Source organism: Pseudomonas antarctica, from assembly GCF_900624995.1.
Lineage (GTDB): Bacteria > Pseudomonadota > Gammaproteobacteria > Pseudomonadales > Pseudomonadaceae > Aquipseudomonas > Aquipseudomonas antarctica.
The window spans coordinates 12,880-28,921 of the sequence record NZ_UYXQ01000027.1 but is presented as its reverse complement, the minus strand read 5'-3'; the positions used below and the strand labels follow the sequence as shown (position 1 = coordinate 28,921).

General features: G+C 60.6%; 15 protein-coding genes. 5 read left to right on the top strand and 10 right to left on the bottom strand.

The features are described from left to right. Positions 1-24 precede the first annotated feature (24 nt). From panC to dksA, 9 genes are all read right to left on the bottom strand, one after another. Positions 25-897: a pantoate--beta-alanine ligase gene (gene panC, locus E0F99_RS15975; RefSeq protein WP_083356734.1), complete on the bottom strand. Its 873-nt coding sequence runs from the start codon at positions 895-897 to the stop codon at positions 25-27. Beyond that, positions 894-1,694, bottom strand: a complete 801-nt coding sequence (gene panB, locus E0F99_RS15970) for a 3-methyl-2-oxobutanoate hydroxymethyltransferase (protein WP_083356735.1) — start codon at positions 1,692-1,694, stop codon at positions 894-896. The genes panC and panB overlap by 4 nt, the downstream gene beginning before the upstream one ends. A gap of 307 nt (positions 1,695-2,001) precedes the next feature. Then, positions 2,002-2,487, bottom strand: coding sequence for a 2-amino-4-hydroxy-6-hydroxymethyldihydropteridine diphosphokinase (gene folK / locus E0F99_RS15965; protein WP_083356736.1), 486 nt, complete (start codon positions 2,485-2,487; stop codon positions 2,002-2,004). Between the two features lie 2 nt (positions 2,488-2,489). Further along, on the bottom strand, positions 2,490-3,893 hold the full coding sequence (locus tag E0F99_RS15960; RefSeq protein WP_083356737.1) for a polynucleotide adenylyltransferase PcnB: 1,404 nt from the start codon (positions 3,891-3,893) through the stop codon (positions 2,490-2,492). Between the two features lie 709 nt (positions 3,894-4,602). Continuing rightward, positions 4,603-6,042 carry a sigma-54-dependent transcriptional regulator gene (locus E0F99_RS15950; protein ID WP_083356739.1) on the bottom strand — a complete coding sequence of 480 codons (1,440 nt, stop codon included), beginning with the start codon at positions 6,040-6,042 and terminating at the stop codon, positions 4,603-4,605. A gap of 22 nt (positions 6,043-6,064) precedes the next feature. Continuing rightward, a complete protein-coding gene (locus E0F99_RS15945; RefSeq protein ID WP_162276181.1) occupies positions 6,065-9,019 on the bottom strand; it encodes a sensor histidine kinase in 2,955 nt (984 codons plus the stop codon). Beyond that, positions 9,003-9,179, bottom strand: a complete 177-nt coding sequence (locus E0F99_RS15940; protein WP_003176118.1) for a hypothetical protein — start codon at positions 9,177-9,179, stop codon at positions 9,003-9,005. The genes E0F99_RS15945 and E0F99_RS15940 overlap by 17 nt, the downstream gene beginning before the upstream one ends. A gap of 62 nt (positions 9,180-9,241) precedes the next feature. Next, the gene (gluQRS, locus tag E0F99_RS15935) at positions 9,242-10,129 is read right to left on the bottom strand and encodes a tRNA glutamyl-Q(34) synthetase GluQRS (RefSeq protein ID WP_083356741.1); all 888 of its coding nucleotides are present in this window, start codon (positions 10,127-10,129) and stop codon (positions 9,242-9,244) included. Positions 10,130-10,212: 83 nt separating this feature from the next. Beyond that, positions 10,213-10,653 carry an RNA polymerase-binding protein DksA gene (gene dksA / locus E0F99_RS15930; RefSeq protein WP_034100675.1) on the bottom strand — a complete coding sequence of 147 codons (441 nt, stop codon included), beginning with the start codon at positions 10,651-10,653 and terminating at the stop codon, positions 10,213-10,215. Between the two features lie 321 nt (positions 10,654-10,974). Here dksA and E0F99_RS15925 point away from each other — a divergent pair, with 321 nt between their 5' ends. Further along, the gene (locus E0F99_RS15925) at positions 10,975-12,147 is read left to right on the top strand and encodes a pyridoxal phosphate-dependent aminotransferase (RefSeq protein ID WP_083356742.1); all 1,173 of its coding nucleotides are present in this window, start codon (positions 10,975-10,977) and stop codon (positions 12,145-12,147) included. Next, positions 12,147-12,860 carry a DNA/RNA nuclease SfsA gene (sfsA, locus tag E0F99_RS15920; protein WP_083356743.1) on the top strand — a complete coding sequence of 238 codons (714 nt, stop codon included), beginning with the start codon at positions 12,147-12,149 and terminating at the stop codon, positions 12,858-12,860. The genes E0F99_RS15925 and sfsA overlap by 1 nt, the downstream gene beginning before the upstream one ends. Here sfsA and E0F99_RS15915 read toward each other — a convergent pair. Continuing rightward, positions 12,857-13,174, bottom strand: a complete 318-nt coding sequence (locus E0F99_RS15915; RefSeq protein ID WP_083356744.1) for a Rieske (2Fe-2S) protein — start codon at positions 13,172-13,174, stop codon at positions 12,857-12,859. The genes sfsA and E0F99_RS15915 overlap by 4 nt on opposite strands. 156 nt (positions 13,175-13,330) lie before the next feature. On the opposite strand from E0F99_RS15915, the gene E0F99_RS15910 reads away from it, so the two are divergent. The 3 genes from E0F99_RS15910 to E0F99_RS15900 are packed head-to-tail and all read left to right on the top strand — an operon-like array spanning position 13,331 to position 16,010. Beyond that, entirely contained in the window at positions 13,331-14,209 is an 879-nt protein-coding gene (locus tag E0F99_RS15910; protein ID WP_083356745.1) for a heme/hemin ABC transporter substrate-binding protein, read from the top strand. Next, complete coding sequence (locus E0F99_RS15905; RefSeq protein WP_083356746.1) at positions 14,206-15,243, top strand: FecCD family ABC transporter permease; 1,038 nt, start codon at positions 14,206-14,208, stop codon at positions 15,241-15,243. The genes E0F99_RS15910 and E0F99_RS15905 overlap by 4 nt, the downstream gene beginning before the upstream one ends. Beyond that, entirely contained in the window at positions 15,243-16,010 is a 768-nt protein-coding gene (locus E0F99_RS15900; protein ID WP_083356747.1) for a heme ABC transporter ATP-binding protein, read from the top strand. The genes E0F99_RS15905 and E0F99_RS15900 overlap by 1 nt, the downstream gene beginning before the upstream one ends. The last annotated feature ends 32 nt before the right edge of the window (positions 16,011-16,042 follow it).

The following is a 16,042-nucleotide window of genomic DNA, read 5'->3' as shown; positions in this document are numbered from 1 at the left end:
GGAGGGCAACAGGTGCGGTGTTTTTCAATGAGAAAAAGCGGGGGGGCAGGCCAGGTTCAGGTGCACGTTATCGATCAGGCGAGTCGCCCCCAGATACGCGGCAACCAGGATCACCACGTCGCGATCCTCAGCCGTGGCCGGGCGCAAATGCACGCCTTGGCGCACTTCGAGGTAATCCATGCGCAGGCCGGCGGCTTCGATGTGCTGGATTTGATCGGCACGCAGCTTGGCGAAATCGTGGTCACCGGCTTTGATTGCCGTGGCAATCTGGCTGAGGCTGCGGTACAGCACCGGCGCGATGGCACGTTGCTCGTCGGTGAGGTAGCCGTTGCGCGATGACAGCGCGAGGCCGTCTGCGGCACGTACGGTCGGCTCGCCGATGATCTGGATCGGCATGTTCAGGTCATGCACCATGGCGCGGATTACCGCCAGTTGCTGGTAATCTTTCTGGCCAAACACGGCCATGTCTGGCTGGACCATATTGAACAGCTTGCTCACTACCGTGGCCACGCCTTCGAAATGGCCAGGACGGCTCGCGCCGCACAGGCCTTCGGACAGTTGCGGAACACTGACGCGGGTCTGGCCGGTCATGCCGCCGGGGTACATTTCTTCGACGGTCGGCGCGAACAGCAGGTTGCAACCGGCTTGCAGCAGCTTCTCCTGATCGGCCGCTAGCGTGCGTGGGTACTTGTCCAGGTCTTCGCCTGCGCCGAATTGCAGCGGGTTGACGAAGATACTCGCTACCACGAAATCCGACTGTTGCGCGGCCTTGGTCACCAGGGTGGCGTGGCCGCTGTGCAGGTTGCCCATGGTGGGCACAAAACCTATGCGTTTGCCGGCACTGCGGGCGTGGGCGACGGCGGAACGCAGTTCTCGTACGGTCTTAACGGTGTTCATGCAGAAAATCCGTGTTCGGCGCCTGGGAAAGTAACGGCTTTGACCTCGGTGACGTAAGCACTCAAGGCGGCCTGGATGCTGTCTTGGCCGGCCATGAAGTTTTTCACGAATTTCGGCGCACGGCCGGTCAGCGACAAGCCGAGCATGTCGTGCAACACCAAAACCTGGCCGTCCGTGTCGGGGCCCGCACCGATGCCGATGACCGGCACTTTGACGGCTTGCGTGATCTCTGCCGCCAGCTCGCTCGGCACGCATTCGAGCAGGATCATCGCGGCTCCGGCTTCTTCCAGGGCAATGGCATCTGCGCGCATCTGCCGCGCCTGGGCTTCATTGCGGCCTTGTACTTTGTAGCCACCGAGGATGTTCACCGATTGCGGCGTCAGGCCCATGTGCGCACACACCGGCACACCACGCTCAGCCAGCAGTCTAATTGACTCGGCGAGCCATACAGCGCCTTCTACTTTGATCATGTGCGCACCGGCTTGCATCAGTTTGCCGGCGTTTTGAAAGGTCTGTTCGAGGGTGGCGTAGCCCATGAACGGCAGGTCAGCGATGATGAAGGCGCCGTCGTTACCGCGCTTGACGCTGGCAGTATGGTAGGCGAGCTCATCGGTAGTGACGGGCAGGGTGCTGTCATTCCCTTGAAGAACCATGCCAAGTGAGTCACCCACCAGTAGCACGTCGACGCCGGCCTGGCAGCTGGCCTGAGCGAAAGTGGCGTCATAGCAGGTCAGCATGGCTATTTTTTCACCTTTGAGCTTGAGGCTCTGCAAGGTGGTCAGGGTAATGTCTGGCATGAAAAGGGTCCTCGTTCAGGCGCTTGGAAACAGCGAGTAACGCGCGTGAGTCTTCGTTTATACAGGCGCACTGTCTTGAGAGCAGTGCTTATAAGGCCTGGATTGCGCCCTTAAGCGCCGGTTGGCGGCAGCGGGACGCCTATAGTCGTGATGAGGGCTCGGTAAGTCAATTGGATGTGTTACCGCATTGTTACGAGTGCGGTGTTACCGCTGTTACTGACGCGATTCAGCACGATGAACGCCGCTTTTGATGGCGTGTGAGATCGCCTGTGGGAGCGAGCAAGCCGACTCCCACAGGCGGGCCGCGTCAAGCAGTGGGGATGCGTTCCAGGCCGACAAACGGGCAGGCCGTCAACAGCTCCTCGAGCGTACGCCCGCCGGGCAGTTGCAGTTCGGCAGGGGCCAGTTCGGCCAGCGGGTAAAGCACGAACGCACGCAGGTGCATCTGGTAGTGAGGCACTTTGAGGCGCGGTTCGTCGATCAAGCGATCGCCAAACAGCAGGATATCCAGATCAAGTGTACGCGGGCCCCAACGCTCAAGGCGCTCGCGGCCCTGGCCGTTTTCGATGGCTTGTAGCGCATCGAGCAGTGCCAGTGGCGCGAGGCTGCTCTCCAGGGCTGCGACCGCGTTGGTGTAGCGCGGTTGCCCCGGAAGCAGGGAATCACTTTGATAGAAGGCGGAAACGCCCACGAGGGTGGTGCCTGGCAATAACGCCAACGCTTGGACGGCGCTGCGCAACTGCTGGACGGGGGCCGCGAGGTTGCTGCCCATGCCGATGTAGATGCGTTCCACGTTTATTCGCCCGCAGCGCCCGAGGCGTCGGCAGACGTGCGTTTACGCTTGCTTGAGCTACGACGACGTTTTTTCGGACCATCGCCAGCGCCATCGCCTTTGCTGCCAAGGTCACGAATCATGTCGCGGCGTTGGCTGTCATTAGCGTCCTGGTAGTCGGTCCACCATTCGCCCAGGCCGTCGGTCTGCTCGCCGGCGCTTTCGCGCAACAGCAGGAAGTCGTAGCCCGCGCGAAAGCGCGGATTGTCCAGCAGCAGGTCGGCGCGTTTGCCGCTGCGCCGTGGCAGGCGTTCCTGCATGTCCCAGATCTCGCGGATCGGCATGGTGAAACGTTTTGGAATAGCAATGCGCTGGCACTGCTCGGCGATCAGCTCGTGAGCGGCCTCTTGCATGGCCGGAATCGGCGGCATGCCACGGTCTTGCAAGCGCAGTACGCGCTTGGGCAGGGCCGGCCACAACAGGGCAGCGAACAGGAACGCCGGGGTCACCGGTTTGTTCTGCTTGATGCGCAGGTCGGTGTTGATCAAGGCTTCGCTGATCAGCGTGTGTGTATACGTCGGGTTGTATTCCAGGGCCTCGGCGCTGGCCGGGAACAATGGGTCGAACAGCTGCAGGTCGACAAGCATTTCGAAGGTGTCGGCGGCATATCCTGAGAGGAATAGCTTGAGCACTTCTTCGAACAGGCGTGCCGAGGGAATCTCCCGCAGCATCGGTGCCAGTTCGCGAATCGGCGCGGCGGTGTGTTTCTCGATACCGAAGTTCAGCTTGGCGGCAAAGCGCACCGCGCGCAGCATGCGCACCGGGTCTTCCTGGTAGCGCTGGGTCGGGTCGCCGATCAAGCGGATCAGGTTGTTGCGAATGTCGTGTACGCCGTTGGCGTAATCGAGGATGCGCTCGCTGACCGGGTCGTAATACAAGGCATTGATGGTGAAGTCGCGGCGTTGCGCGTCTTCTTCCAGGGTGCCGTAGACGTTGTCGCGCAGGATGCGGCCGCTCTCGTTGCGGGAAGACTGGTTGGTGTCTTCCTCTTCATCGTTTTGCGGGTGGCCGGCGCGGAAGGTCGCGACCTCGATGATTTCGCGACCGAAGTGGATATGCACCAATTTAAAGCGGCGACCGATGATTCGCGCATTGCGAAACTCGGCACGCACCTGCTCGGGCGTGGCGCTGGTGGCGACGTCGAAATCCTTGGGTGTGATATTGAGCAACATGTCACGTACGCAGCCGCCCACCAGATAAGCCTGGTAGCCAGCGTTCTGCAACCGTTCGACGATGTTCACCGCATAACGGCTGAATTGAGCACGCTGCAATGAATGCTGATTGCTGTTAAGCACTTCAGGCGTGCTGCGAATGTGTTGCGTACGACGCAAGGGAGAACGGAATGACTGGAACAACTTCTTCAGCATGGGATGCACTGTTTGAAGGAATGTTCGGCCATAACGAAGAATGACCGCATGATGGGCCGGGATTCTAGCATTTAGTCGAGGGATGGTGTAGGAACAAGCTGCAGGCCTTGCGCCATAAGCTTAAAAGAAGCGATGAGCCGGTCAAATCCCGGAAACTACAAGGGGAGCCGAAGCTCCCCCAGAAGTAGTTGCGTGCTCTATTTTTATTATTGATTTCGGGCTTCTTGTTTTTGTTGATCGCCCTCGCCATGAAGCTTCACCTTCAAGACACTCCCAATCGGGAGTCAAGAGCAAACGGATTGCTTTGGTCGCTGTGTTGCTGATCTACGATCCAACCAGTTCAGGCTCTGCCTTAGGGCAGTTTTTGTTGTTCTCGGCCTGGTTGCGGGGCAAGCCCCAAATGCAACGCCTCTCCAAAAGAATCAATTAGCTGCGCCTCCGCCGTGTTGTTTTTATTATGCGTGAGTCGATTCGTCTTATTTTTATTGTCTGGTACTAAGCTTGTTATTGTTTTTGTACTAAGCATATAGCAGGGTGCGTGCCAACTTTTGTGTCGCCCAGCAAAACCGGGGGGTTGAGGCGCTTTCGGGTTTTTTTGAGGCCAAAAAAAGCCGGGGCTTCGTTACCGTAAGCCCCGGCTTTTGTTACGCGAAAAAGCTGCGGTAACAGTTTTTTCACATCTGAGGGTGTTACCTATCGGGGCGCACCCTCAACTCTCGCTGGCCACCCCAGTCTTGCGTCGCGGAATACCCAGGCGCTGGCGACGTTCCCACAGGCACTTGCGGCTCACGCCCAGTTTGCGGGCCAGCTCGGTCTCGGTCATGTGGTCCTGATGCTCAAGGACGAAGTGCTGGAAGTAATCTTCCAGTGACAAGTCCTCGGTCGGCTCATGGCTGGTATTGCTAGCGCCGCCCTGTTGCGGGGCCAAGCCGATAAAATCATCGTCTTCCAGGTCGCTGAGTTCAATGTCGATGCCCAGCAGTTCGGCGGAAATTTCCGGGCTCTCCGACAGAATGACCGCTCGCTCGACCGCATTCTCCAGCTCTCGCACGTTACCCGGCCACGAGTAGTGCCGAATCGCCTGCTCGGCGTCCGGGGCAAACGTGAGGTCGGTACGGTTGATGCGCGCGCTCTGGCGCAACAGGAAGGCGCTGGCGATCTCGTTGACGTCGGCGCCACGCTCACGCAGGGCTGGCAGCTTGAGAGCAATCACGTGCAGGCGGTAATACAAGTCTTCACGGAACTGGCCGATTTTAGCCAGGCTCTTCAGGTCACGGTGGGTCGCTGCGATCAGGCGAACATCGACCTTTTGCGATTGCACCGAACCTACGCGGCGAATTTCGCCTTCCTGCAACACGCGCAGCAAACGTGCCTGGGCTTCCAGGGGCAGCTCGCCGATTTCGTCGAGGAACAGGGTGCCGCCGTCCGCCGCTTCGACTAGGCCCGCGCGCCCGGCGCTGGCGCCGGTAAACGCACCTTTCTCGTGGCCGAACAGCTCGGACTCGATCAGGGATTCAGGGATTGCCGCGCAGTTCACCGAAATCATTGGCGCCTTGGCGCGCTTGGACAGGTTGTGCAGGGCGCGGGCCACCAGTTCTTTACCGGTGCCCGACTCGCCCTGGATCAATACATTGGAATCGGTGGGCGCCACTTTGCGGATTTTGCTGTACAGGTCCTGCATCGGTGGGCAGGAGCCGATGATGCCGATTTCGCCATTGCTGTTGTCGGCGCCTGGCTTATCCGCACCGTTGGCAACCTTGCCGGCGGGCCGCTGTTCGGCGGGCGCGCCGTTGGCTGACTGACGGTCGCGCAGGATACGGGCCACGGCCTGGAGCATCTCGTCGTGGTCGAAAGGCTTGGCGATATAGTCCACCGCGCCCATCTTCATCGAGTCCACGGCTGAGCGCAGGCTGGCATAGCTGGTCATGATCAGCACCGGCGTGCCCTGGCCAAGCTTGATCAGCTCAGTGCCTGGCGCGCCGGGCAGGCGCAGGTCGCTGACAATCAGGTCGAACGTGGGAATGCTGAATCGCTCTTGGGCTTCCTGCACCGAGCCGGCTTCGCTGACCTGATACTGATTACGTTCAAGCAGGCGACGCAAGGCAGAGCGGATAATTGTTTCGTCTTCGACGATCAAAATGTGCGGCATTGATTCAATTCTCTCGACGGTCTCAGTTCACAGCGGACGTCGCTTCGACATGACGCGGCAAGGTCACCCGAATACGGGTGCCGCGTTGGCTTTCGGTGTCAGCCGGGCTGTCGATGGTGATTTGTCCATAATGCTCTTCAACGATGGAATAGACCAGTGCAAGGCCCAGACCCGTACCTTCGCCTGGGTCCTTGGTGGTGAAGAAGGGTTCGAACAATCGGTCCATGATGTTCTGTGGAATACCGCTGCCTTCGTCCTCCACGATCAGATCGATCGTATGCTCGAAAGCCTCGCTCTTGACGCGTACCGCACTGTGCGGCGGGGAAGCATCGCGGGCGTTGGACAGCAGGTTGATCAACACCTGCGCCAAGCGTTGGGAGTCGCCGTCGACCCAGTGGTCGGGGTCGCACAGATTGAAGAACTGTACTTCGAAATTGCGCCGGTTCAAGGCCAGCAGCCCAATGGCATCCTGCGCGACTTCGGCCAGGCACACAGCCTCGTCCTGGTTCTGATGAGCGCCGGCATGGGCGAAGCTCATCAACGACTGCACGATGCGGGAAACGCGCTTGGTCTGCTCGAGGATCTGCCCGCTGATTTCGGTGATTTCGCCGTCCTCTTCACGCTCTTCGCGCAGGTTCTGCGCCAGGCACGCGATACCGGTGATCGGATTGCCAATCTCGTGAGCCACACCCGCCGCCAAGCGGCCAATACTGGCCAGGCGCTCGGAGTGCACCAGCTTGTCTTCGAGCATTTGCGTGTCGGTTAAGTCTTCGACCAGCAGCACCAGGCCGCTGTTGCCGGGCGCCAACGGCTCGTCGATGGCCGCTTTGTGCAGGTTGAGCCAACGGGTCTGGCCGTCGAGCGCCAGGTGTTGTTTGTGCAAATGCTCGTCGGGCAGGTTGATAAAGCCTTGCAGCAGTTCTTTCCATGGATCGCCCAGGGTATTCAGGCGCGAGCCCACAACCCGCTGGGCGGCGATGCCGGTGAGTTCCTCCATGGCTTTGTTCCACATCAGGATTTCTTGATCCTTGGCCAGGGAGCACACGCCCATCGGCAGTTCCTGCAGGGTCTGGCGATGGTAGCGACGTAATGCATCGAGTTCGGCGGCAAGACCGGTGAGGCGTGAGTGGTAGTCCTCCAGCCGACTCTCGATGAAATGGATGTCTTCGGTGACATAATTCTCGCCGCCGGCCTTGTAGGGCAAGAACGTTTCGACCATGTCCTGGGACACGCTCGGCCCCATCAGGCCGGAGAGGTTGGCTTCGATCCGGTCACGCAGACGGCGCAGCGCATACGGGCGGCGCTCGTCGAACGGCAAATACAAGTCGCGTAGTGCCTGTTCGACTTCCTTTTGCGCGGCTTTTGCACCCAGTGGCTTGGCCAGTTGCGTGGCGAACTCCTGGGGCGAGGCGGCATGCAATTCGCGGCGTTGCGGGCGGCGCACGTTATCTACCGCGCAGGCTTCGGCCGCACTGGTTTCTTCGGGGCTGGCGTTGGTGAACAGCGAGATCAAGGTGAACATCAATACGTTGGCTGCCAGGGAAGCAATGGCCGCCATGTGCCAGCTGGTGTCGTCCAGCACGTAAATCATGTTCAGCAGCGGGATGTAGAAACCCTGTAAGTTGCCAACCAGCGGCAGCAGCATGGTGACCATCCACACCAGGATCCCCGCCAGCAGGCCGGCGATAAAACCGCGCCGATTAGCGGTCGGCCAGTACAGCACCGACAACACGCCCGGCAGGAACTGCAAGGTGGCGACGAACGCGACGATGCCGAGGTTGGCCAAGTCTTGCCCGGCGCCCAGCAGCAGGTAGAAGCCATAGCCGGCCATGATGATCGCGACGATCAGCGCGCGGCGTGTCCATTTCAGCCAGCGGTAGATATTGCCTTCAGCCGGCGGCTGATACAGCGGCAACACTAGGTGATTGAGCGCCATGCCCGATAGCGCCAGCGTGGTCACGATGATCAAGCCACTGGCCGCCGACAAACCGCCGACGTAAGCCAATAACGCCAGGGATTTGCTGTTGGCGGCAATGCCGACGCCGAGGGTGAAGTATTCCGGGTTGGTGGTCGCTCCCAGCTTGAGGCCAGCCCACAGGATCAACGGCACCGCCAAGCTCATCAGCAGCAGGAATAGCGGCAGGCCCCAGCTGGCGCTGACCAGTGAGCGCGGGTTGAGATTCTCGGTGAATGTCATGTGGTACATGTGCGGCATCACGATCGCCGAGGCGAAGAACACCAGCAACAGCGTGCGCCATGGGCCTTCCTGCAACGGTGTGTGCAGGGCGGCGAGGGCGGTCTGGTTTTGCAGCAGCCACAGTTCCAGTTGTTGCGGACCGTCGAACACGCCATAGAGTGCATACAGGCCGACACCGCCGATGGCGATCAGCTTGATCACCGACTCAAAGGCAATCGCGAACACCAGGCCTTCGTGTTTTTCACGGGTGGCGATATGGCGTGAACCGAAGAAAATCGTGAACAGCGTGATCAGCGCGCAGAAGGCCAGCGCGACGCGATGCTGCACAGGCTCGCGGGTGAGGATGCTGATGGAGTCCGCCACGGCCTGGATTTGCAAGGCCAGCAGCGGCAGCACGCCGAGCAGCATGAAAATCGTGGTCAGCGCGCCGGCCCAGGTGCTGCGGAAGCGGAAGGCAAACAGGTCCGCCAGGGACGACAGCTGGTAGGTGCGGGTGATTTTCAGGATCGGGTACAGCAACACCGGCGCCAGCAGAAATGCGCCGGACACCCCGAGGTAACTGGAAAGAAAGCCGTAGCCGTACTGATAGGCCAGGCCGACGGTGCCATAAAACGCCCAGGCGCTGGCGTAGACGCCCAGGGACAAGGTGTAGGTCAGCGGATGGCGAATGATCGCCCGCGGGATCATTCCGCGCTCACTGATCCAGGCCACGGCGAACAGTGCACCCAGGTAGGCGGCGCTGATCAGCAGCATCTGGGTGAGGCTAAAGCTCATCGGCATCTTTTTGGCTCTGCAGGATGAAGGTCACGACGATCAGGATCAGCCACAGCAGATAAGGGCGGTACCAGGCGCCCGTGGCGTCGATCCACCAATCCATGATGGCGGGGGAAAACAGGTAGATCCCGACGACCAGCAGCAGGACCAATCGATAGATGTACATGTTGGCCTCTGATTAAAAAACTGCGGCGATGGTAACGGATGGCTGGCAACCTGCAAGCGCCTTCAGCTCAATTGCGCTTCGGCCAGCGTGAGTGTGCGCGGGATCCTGGTGGCGTCCCAGTGCGCAATGCCCCAGTCCAGCAGTTCCCGCGGGCTGGCGTGCAGCAGTTCAGCGCTCGCCGGTTGACCGAGTGCGCGCAATGCTCTTAACAGCAAAGGCGTGGCTTGGTCAGGTGTCAACGGCGCTGAACGGTAGGTTTTGCCCAGCTTGTTACCGTCCGGCTGGACGATCAACGGCACGTGCAAGTAGCGCGGTTGGCGCAAGCCCAGCAGTTCTTGCAGGTACAGCTGGCGCGGCGTGGAATCGAGCAGGTCGGCGCCGCGCACAATATCGGTCACACCTTGCCAGGCATCGTCGAGCACTACGGCCAATTGATAGGCATACAGGCCGTCGCGGCGACGGATGACGAAATCGCCTACATCACGACCCAAGTGCTGTCGGAATTCGCCCTGGACGCGGTCGGTGAAGTGGTATTCCAACTCAGGCACGCGCAGACGCATGGCAGCGTCGTGCTGATCATGCCCGGCATTGCGGCACAAACCTGGGTAAATCCCGTGGTAGGGCTCCAGTTGTTTGCGCGAACAGGTGCAGGCGTAGGCCAGGCCGTGGTTGAACATGCCGTTGAGGACTTCGGCGTAGGCGTCATGCCGTTCGCTTTGTCGGACCAGTTGACCGTCCCATTCAAAGCCATAGCTTTCCAGGGCGTGCAGGATCGCTGCCTGGGCGCCGGGCTCTTCGCGGGGTGGGTCGAGGTCTTCCATGCGCATCAGCCAGCGGCCGTGATTGGCGCGGGCATCGAGGTAGGAGGCGAGGGCGGCAACCAGCGAGCCGAAATGCAAATGGCCGCTGGGCGTTGGGGCGAAACGCCCGATATAGGTAGAGGCTGTCATGGACCGGATACTACTGGAAAATCGGTAAACGCCAGAAACAAAAATGGGGCGTTTGCACGCCCCATTCGTTCAGCTCGGCAGGATTACTTGCCGACCTGTTTTTCCTTGATTTCAGCCAAGGTCTTGCAGTCTACGCACAGGTCCGCGGTTGGGCGGGCTTCCAGGCGGCGAATACCAATCTCGACGCCGCAGGATTCGCACCAGCCATATTCCTCGTCTTCGATCAGTTGCAGCGTTTTGTCGATTTTCTTGATCAGCTTGCGTTCACGATCACGGGCGCGCAGTTCGAGGGCGAATTCCTCTTCCTGGCTGGCACGGTCTGCCGGGTCCGGGAAGTTGGCGGCTTCGTCCTTCATGTGGTCAACGGTGCGGTCGACCTCTTGCATCAAGTCCTGCTTCCACTTTTGCAGGATCTTGGTGAAGTGCTGGCGCATGGGCTTGCCCATGTACTCCTCACCTTTCGTTTCGACGTAAGGTGTGAAGCCACTGAGGCTCTGCTGCTGTTGCTTTGCTTGGGTGGACATGAATAGACCGCCTCTCACTCTTCTAATCCATTGCGCAGGATTGCAACGTCACCGACACCTGCCGGCCCTGCGGCTGCAAGCGGGCGAACTTACCAGATAGATTCAGGGTGCGCCACTCCCGGTTGTCGAGGTCCAGCGCGGCGGGGTTGCAAACAGCAGCAGCCCGCCATGGCTGGGTATAGCGTGTCTCGACTGTTGATTTTAGTCGTTTTGCAAGCGCGTGCTGGGTTCATCGTGGACGGCCGAGCAGGCAATAGAGCATGTTTTACCGTGAGGGTTCGGTAGAATCCTGATTTTGTCCTCACCGTTGAAGGAAGGCTAATGGCTCAGCCCTACAGTGCGCGCAGTCGCGCCATCGAACCGTTTCATGTCATGGCGTTGCTGGCGCGAGCCAATGAACTGCAGGCAGCCGGTCATGATGTGATCCATTTGGAGATCGGCGAGCCGGACTTCACCACCGCCGAGCCGATCATCCAGGCCGGCCAGGCGGCATTGGCCAGCGGCAAAACCCGTTACACCGCGGCCCGTGGGCTGCCCGAGTTGCGCGAGGCCATCAGCGGGTTTTACCAGCAGCGCTACGGGCTGAGCATTGATCCTGGGCGCATCCTGATCACGCCCGGAGGCTCTGGCGCCTTGCTGCTGGCGAGCAGCTTGCTGGTCGACCCCGGCAAACATTGGTTGCTCGCCGACCCAGGCTACCCGTGCAACCGACATTTCCTGCGCTTGGTGGAAGGCGCGGCGCAACTGGTGCCGGTCGGCCCGGACGTGCGCTATCAACTGACCACCGACCTGGTGGCCAAGCATTGGGACCAGGACAGCGTGGGCGCACTGGTCGCGTCTCCGGCTAACCCGACTGGCACCATTCTCACGCGGGACGAATTGGCGGGGTTGTCGGCCGCGATCCAGGCACGCGACGGTCACTTGGTGGTGGATGAGATCTATCACGGCCTTACTTACGGCACCGATGCCGCCAGCGTTCTGGAAGTCGACGATGACGCTTTTGTCCTAAATAGTTTTTCGAAGTATTTCGGCATGACCGGCTGGCGCCTCGGTTGGTTGGTGGCGCCGCCTGCCGCCGTAGGCGAGTTGGAGAAGCTGGCACAGAACCTCTACATCAGCGCGCCGAGCATGGCCCAGTACGCGGCGTTGGCCTGCTTTACCCCGCAAACCTTGAGCATTCTGGAAGAGCGCCGCGCCGAATTCGGTCGCCGTCGCGACTTCCTCCTGCCCGCCCTGCGCGAGTTGGGCTTCGGCATTGCCGTAGAGCCGGAAGGCGCGTTCTATTTGTATGCCGATATCAGCGCGTTCGGCGGTGATGCCTTCGCGTTCTGCGGTCATTTCCTCGAAACCGAACACGTAGCCTTCACGCCGGGGCTGGATTTCGGCCGCTATCAAGCCGGTCACCATGTGCGTTTTGCCTACACGCAAAACCTCGATCGGCTACAGGAGGCGGTGGAACGCATCGCCCGTGGTTTGCGGAGCTGGCAAGGCTGATGCGTTTTCATCCTCCTCTCGAAGCAGCGCGGCTGATTCGCCGCTACAAGCGCTTTCTCACCGATATCGAAACCGTTACCGGCGAGCTGCTGACTATTCACTGCCCGAACACCGGTTCGATGCTCAATTGCATGGTGGAGGGCGGCCAGCTCTGGTTCAGTCGCTCCACCGACCCCAAGCGCAAATTGCCAGGCACTTGGGAGATTGCCGAAACGCCCCAGGGCAGGCTGGCGTGCGTCAACACGGCGCGCGCCAATCAGTTGGTTGAGGAGGCGTTGCATGCCGGGGTTATCACCGAGCTCAATGGCTTTACCGCCTTGAAGCGCGAAGTGCCTTACGGTCAGGAGAAAAGCCGCATCGATTTTCGCCTGGACTACCCGCAAGGCGCGGCGTATGTCGAAGTCAAAAGCGTCACTCTGGGCTTTGATGGCACGGCGGTGGCAGCTTTTCCCGACGCTGTAACCCAGCGCGGCGCCAAGCACTTGCGTGAGCTGGCACACCTGGCGCGCGATGGCGTGCGGGCGGTGCAGTTGTATTGCGTCAACCTGTCAGGGATCGAAGCGGTGCGCCCGGCCGTGGAAATCGACGCCGGTTACGCTGCAGCGTTGCGTGAGGCTAAGGCTGCTGGCGTGGAAGTGCTGGCCTACGGTGTACACGTCACGGCTGAGGAAATTTACGTCGACCGCCGCTTGGATGTGCTGATCGGCGACTAGAGTTCCACCCACAAGCCCTGCGCGTCTTCGCGGCCGGGCAGGGCGGTGAGGCTCTGGCCCGCGCAGGGGCCGGCGATGCATTCGCCGCTCTCGATCAGGAACAATGCGCCGTGGGTGGCGCACTGGATCAGGCTGGCGCTGGTGTCGAGGAACTGGTCGGGCTGCCATTCCAGCGGGATACCGCGATGCGGGCAGCGGTTGATATAGAAGTAGGCAACGCCGTCCCGGCGTACGGCCAACAGCTTGCAACCGTCGATCTCAAAGCCGAGGCTGCTGTTGGGCGCGAGGGTATCGGAGGAGCAGAGAAACTTCATTTCAATCCTTAAGTGCCTTGACGTTCAAATGCAAACAATTATCAAATGCCGGCTTCGCCCGTTAGCTGATTGGGCGCTCAGTACGATGCCAGGCAGGCTTAATCTGTCACATCGATGAGCGTTTGAGTGGCCCTGCCCTTGGAAGGAAACCCTGTTATGCGCCTGAGTACCAGCGCTATTGCGCTTGTTGCCTCACTGCTGGTCAACCACGGGGCGCAAGCCTCTGAACTGCCACAACGCTGGGTGAGTGCCGGTGGTGCGTTGTCGGAATGGGTGACGGCCTTGGGCGGCGAGTCGAAGTTGGTGGGCGTGGATACCACCAGCCAGCACCCGCAATCGCTGACGGCGTTACCGAGCATCGGTTACCAGCGGCAGCTATCGGCTGAAGGCATCCTCAGCCTGCGCCCGCAAGTACTCGTGGGTACCGAAGAGATGGGGCCGCCGCCGGTGCTTGCGCAGATTCGTGGGGCGGGCGTGCAGGTGGAGATGTTTTCGGCCGAGCCGGATCTTGCGACGTTGGAAGGTAATCTGCAGCACTTGGGCAAGTTGCTGGGCAATGAGGCGAAAGCCGACGAATTGTTTGCCGGGTATGAACAAGCGCTCAAGCAGCAGAAGCGTTGGGTCACACAGGCCCAGGCCACGCAAAAGGCGCCAGGTGTGCTGTTGTTGCTCGGCCATGCAGGCGGAAAGCCGCTGATTGCGGGTAAAGACACCGCCGCCGATTGGCTGTTGCAACAGGCGGGCGGGCACAACCTGGCAACCCACACCGGCTATAAACCGTTTTCGGTGGAGTCGTTGGCAGGGTTGAGTCCTGATGTGCTGGTGTTTGCTGATCGCGCCCTGACCGGTGATGCGGCGCGTGCGGCTTTGTTCAAGGAAAACCCGATTTTGGCCGCAACCCCTGCGGCCAAGAATGGCCGGGTGTTTGAGCTGGACCCGACCCTGCTGGTTGGCGGTCTGGGACCACGTTTGCCGCAAAGCCTGGTGAAACTGTCTGCCGGGTTTTATCCGTCTCAGGCTAAGCCTGCCCCATGACCACTCTGGTTAAACCTAAAACGCTATTTATCGGGCTGGCACTGTTGTGTGTATTGGCAACCTGGCTCTCATTGGCCCTGGGGCCGGTCAGCCTGCCGTTGCTGGATACGCTGCGGGCCGCCTTGCGCTTGATGGGCGTGCCAATTGAAGCCCAGGGCCTGGAGCAAGCCGAATTGATCCTGGGGCAGATTCGCCTGCCACGCACATTGCTCGGCCTGGCGGTCGGCGGCGTGCTGGCCTTGTCGGGTGTGGCAATGCAGGGGTTGTTTCGTAACCCGCTGGCTGATCCGGGGTTGGTCGGGGTGTCCAGTGGTGCGGCGCTGGGGGCAGCGGTTGCGATTGTGGGTGGTTCGTTGTTTGGCGGTCTGCCGGATGCGGTTGGGCCTTACTTACTGTCGTTATGTGCCTTTCTGGGCGGGTTGGGGGTCACGGCCCTGGTCTATCGCCTGGGGCGTCGTAACGGCCAAACTAATGTCGCGACGATGCTGCTTGCCGGCATCGCCCTTACAGCCCTCGCCAGTTCGGCGGTGGGGTTGTTTACCTATCTGGCGGACGATGCCACCTTGCGTACTCTGACCTTCTGGAACCTGGGCAGCCTCAATGGCGCGAGTTATTCGCGGTTGTGGCCGCTGCTGCTGGTGAGCGCCGGTGTGGCGCTGTGGTTGCCGCGTCGGGCCAAGGCGCTAAATGCACTGTTGCTGGGTGAGTCCGAGGCCAGTCACCTTGGGGTTGATGTGGAGAGGCTTAAGCGTGAACTGGTGTTCTGCACCGCGCTGGGCGTGGGGGCGGCAGTGGCGGCGGCGGGCATGATTGGGTTTGTCGGGCTGGTAGTACCGCACTTGGTGCGGTTGCTGGCGGGCCCGGATCATCGGGTGCTGTTGCCGGCTTCGGTGCTGGCGGGCGCGAGTTTGTTGCTGTTTGCTGACCTGGTGGCGCGTTTGGCTCTGGCGCCGGCTGAATTGCCGATCGGCATCGTGACGGCGTTTATCGGTGCACCCTTTTTTCTCTATCTGTTGTTACGGGGGCGTGCCTGATGCTGCGAGTGGAAGCGCTGCAGATCCGGCGCGGTCGCAAGAGTGTGTTGGCCGATGTCAGCCTGGACCTTTTGCCGGGCGAAGTGCTCGGCGTGCTAGGGCCCAATGGTGCCGGCAAAAGTACCTTGCTCGGCGCGCTGTGCGGTGAGTTGCATCCGGATCAGGGCAAGGTATGGCTTGATCAGCAAGAGCTGAAGAGCTGGAGTGGCTCGCAGCGTGCACAACGCCTGGCGGTCCTGCCGCAAACGTCGACCCTGGACTTTGCCTTTCGGGTCGAAGAGGTCGTCGGCATGGGGCGTTTGCCGCATCAGACCGGGCGAGTGCGCGATGACGAGATCGTCAACGCAGCGTTGCAAGCGGCGGATGTCGGGCACTTGAGTGGTCGCAGTTACTTGGCGTTGTCTGGCGGCGAGCGCCAACGTGTGCACCTGGCGCGGGTGTTGGCGCAGTTATGGCCAGGTGAAGCGGGGCAGACGTTGCTGTTGGATGAGCCGACGTCAATGCTTGACCCGTTGCATCAGCACACAACCTTGCAGGCCATCCGCAGCTTCGCTGATCGAGGCGCAGCGGTGTTGGTGATCCTCCATGACCTGAATCTGGCAGCCCGCTACTGTGATCGAATTCTGTTACTGGAGGATGGGCGTCCACATGCCTTGGATACGCCTGCAGAAGTCTTGCGACCTGAGCCGCTCAAGGCTGTGTTTGGTCTGGATGTGTTAGTGCAACCGCATCCGGAGCGTGGGCATCCGTTGATTATCACGCGCTGAGGTTAGCTTTTTTATCGGCAAAAAAAGACCCG

What these genes read in the sequence shown, in the direction of transcription:
- E0F99_RS15960 (WP_083356737.1), bottom strand. Translation starts at nt 3,893, where the DNA reads ATGCTGAAGAAGTTGTTCCAGTCATTCCGTTCTCCCTTGCGTCGTACG.
- E0F99_RS15915 (WP_083356744.1), bottom strand. Translation starts at nt 13,174, where the DNA reads ATGAAGTTTCTCTGCTCCTCCGATACCCTCGCGCCCAACAGCAGCCTC.
- E0F99_RS15945 (WP_162276181.1), bottom strand. Translation starts at nt 9,019, where the DNA reads ATGCCGATGAGCTTTAGCCTCACCCAGATGCTGCTGATCAGCGCCGCC.
- panC (WP_083356734.1), bottom strand. Translation starts at nt 897, where the DNA reads ATGAACACCGTTAAGACCGTACGAGAACTGCGTTCCGCCGTCGCCCAC.
- sfsA (WP_083356743.1), top strand. Translation starts at nt 12,147, where the DNA reads ATGCGTTTTCATCCTCCTCTCGAAGCAGCGCGGCTGATTCGCCGCTAC.
- dksA (WP_034100675.1), bottom strand. Translation starts at nt 10,653, where the DNA reads ATGTCCACCCAAGCAAAGCAACAGCAGCAGAGCCTCAGTGGCTTCACA.
- E0F99_RS15925 (WP_083356742.1), top strand. Translation starts at nt 10,975, where the DNA reads ATGGCTCAGCCCTACAGTGCGCGCAGTCGCGCCATCGAACCGTTTCAT.
- E0F99_RS15950 (WP_083356739.1), bottom strand. Translation starts at nt 6,042, where the DNA reads ATGCCGCACATTTTGATCGTCGAAGACGAAACAATTATCCGCTCTGCC.
- panB (WP_083356735.1), bottom strand. Translation starts at nt 1,694, where the DNA reads ATGCCAGACATTACCCTGACCACCTTGCAGAGCCTCAAGCTCAAAGGT.
- gluQRS (WP_083356741.1), bottom strand. Translation starts at nt 10,129, where the DNA reads ATGACAGCCTCTACCTATATCGGGCGTTTCGCCCCAACGCCCAGCGGC.
- E0F99_RS15900 (WP_083356747.1), top strand. Translation starts at nt 15,243, where the DNA reads ATGCTGCGAGTGGAAGCGCTGCAGATCCGGCGCGGTCGCAAGAGTGTG.
- E0F99_RS15940 (WP_003176118.1), bottom strand. Translation starts at nt 9,179, where the DNA reads ATGTACATCTATCGATTGGTCCTGCTGCTGGTCGTCGGGATCTACCTG.
- E0F99_RS15910 (WP_083356745.1), top strand. Translation starts at nt 13,331, where the DNA reads ATGCGCCTGAGTACCAGCGCTATTGCGCTTGTTGCCTCACTGCTGGTC.
- E0F99_RS15905 (WP_083356746.1), top strand. Translation starts at nt 14,206, where the DNA reads ATGACCACTCTGGTTAAACCTAAAACGCTATTTATCGGGCTGGCACTG.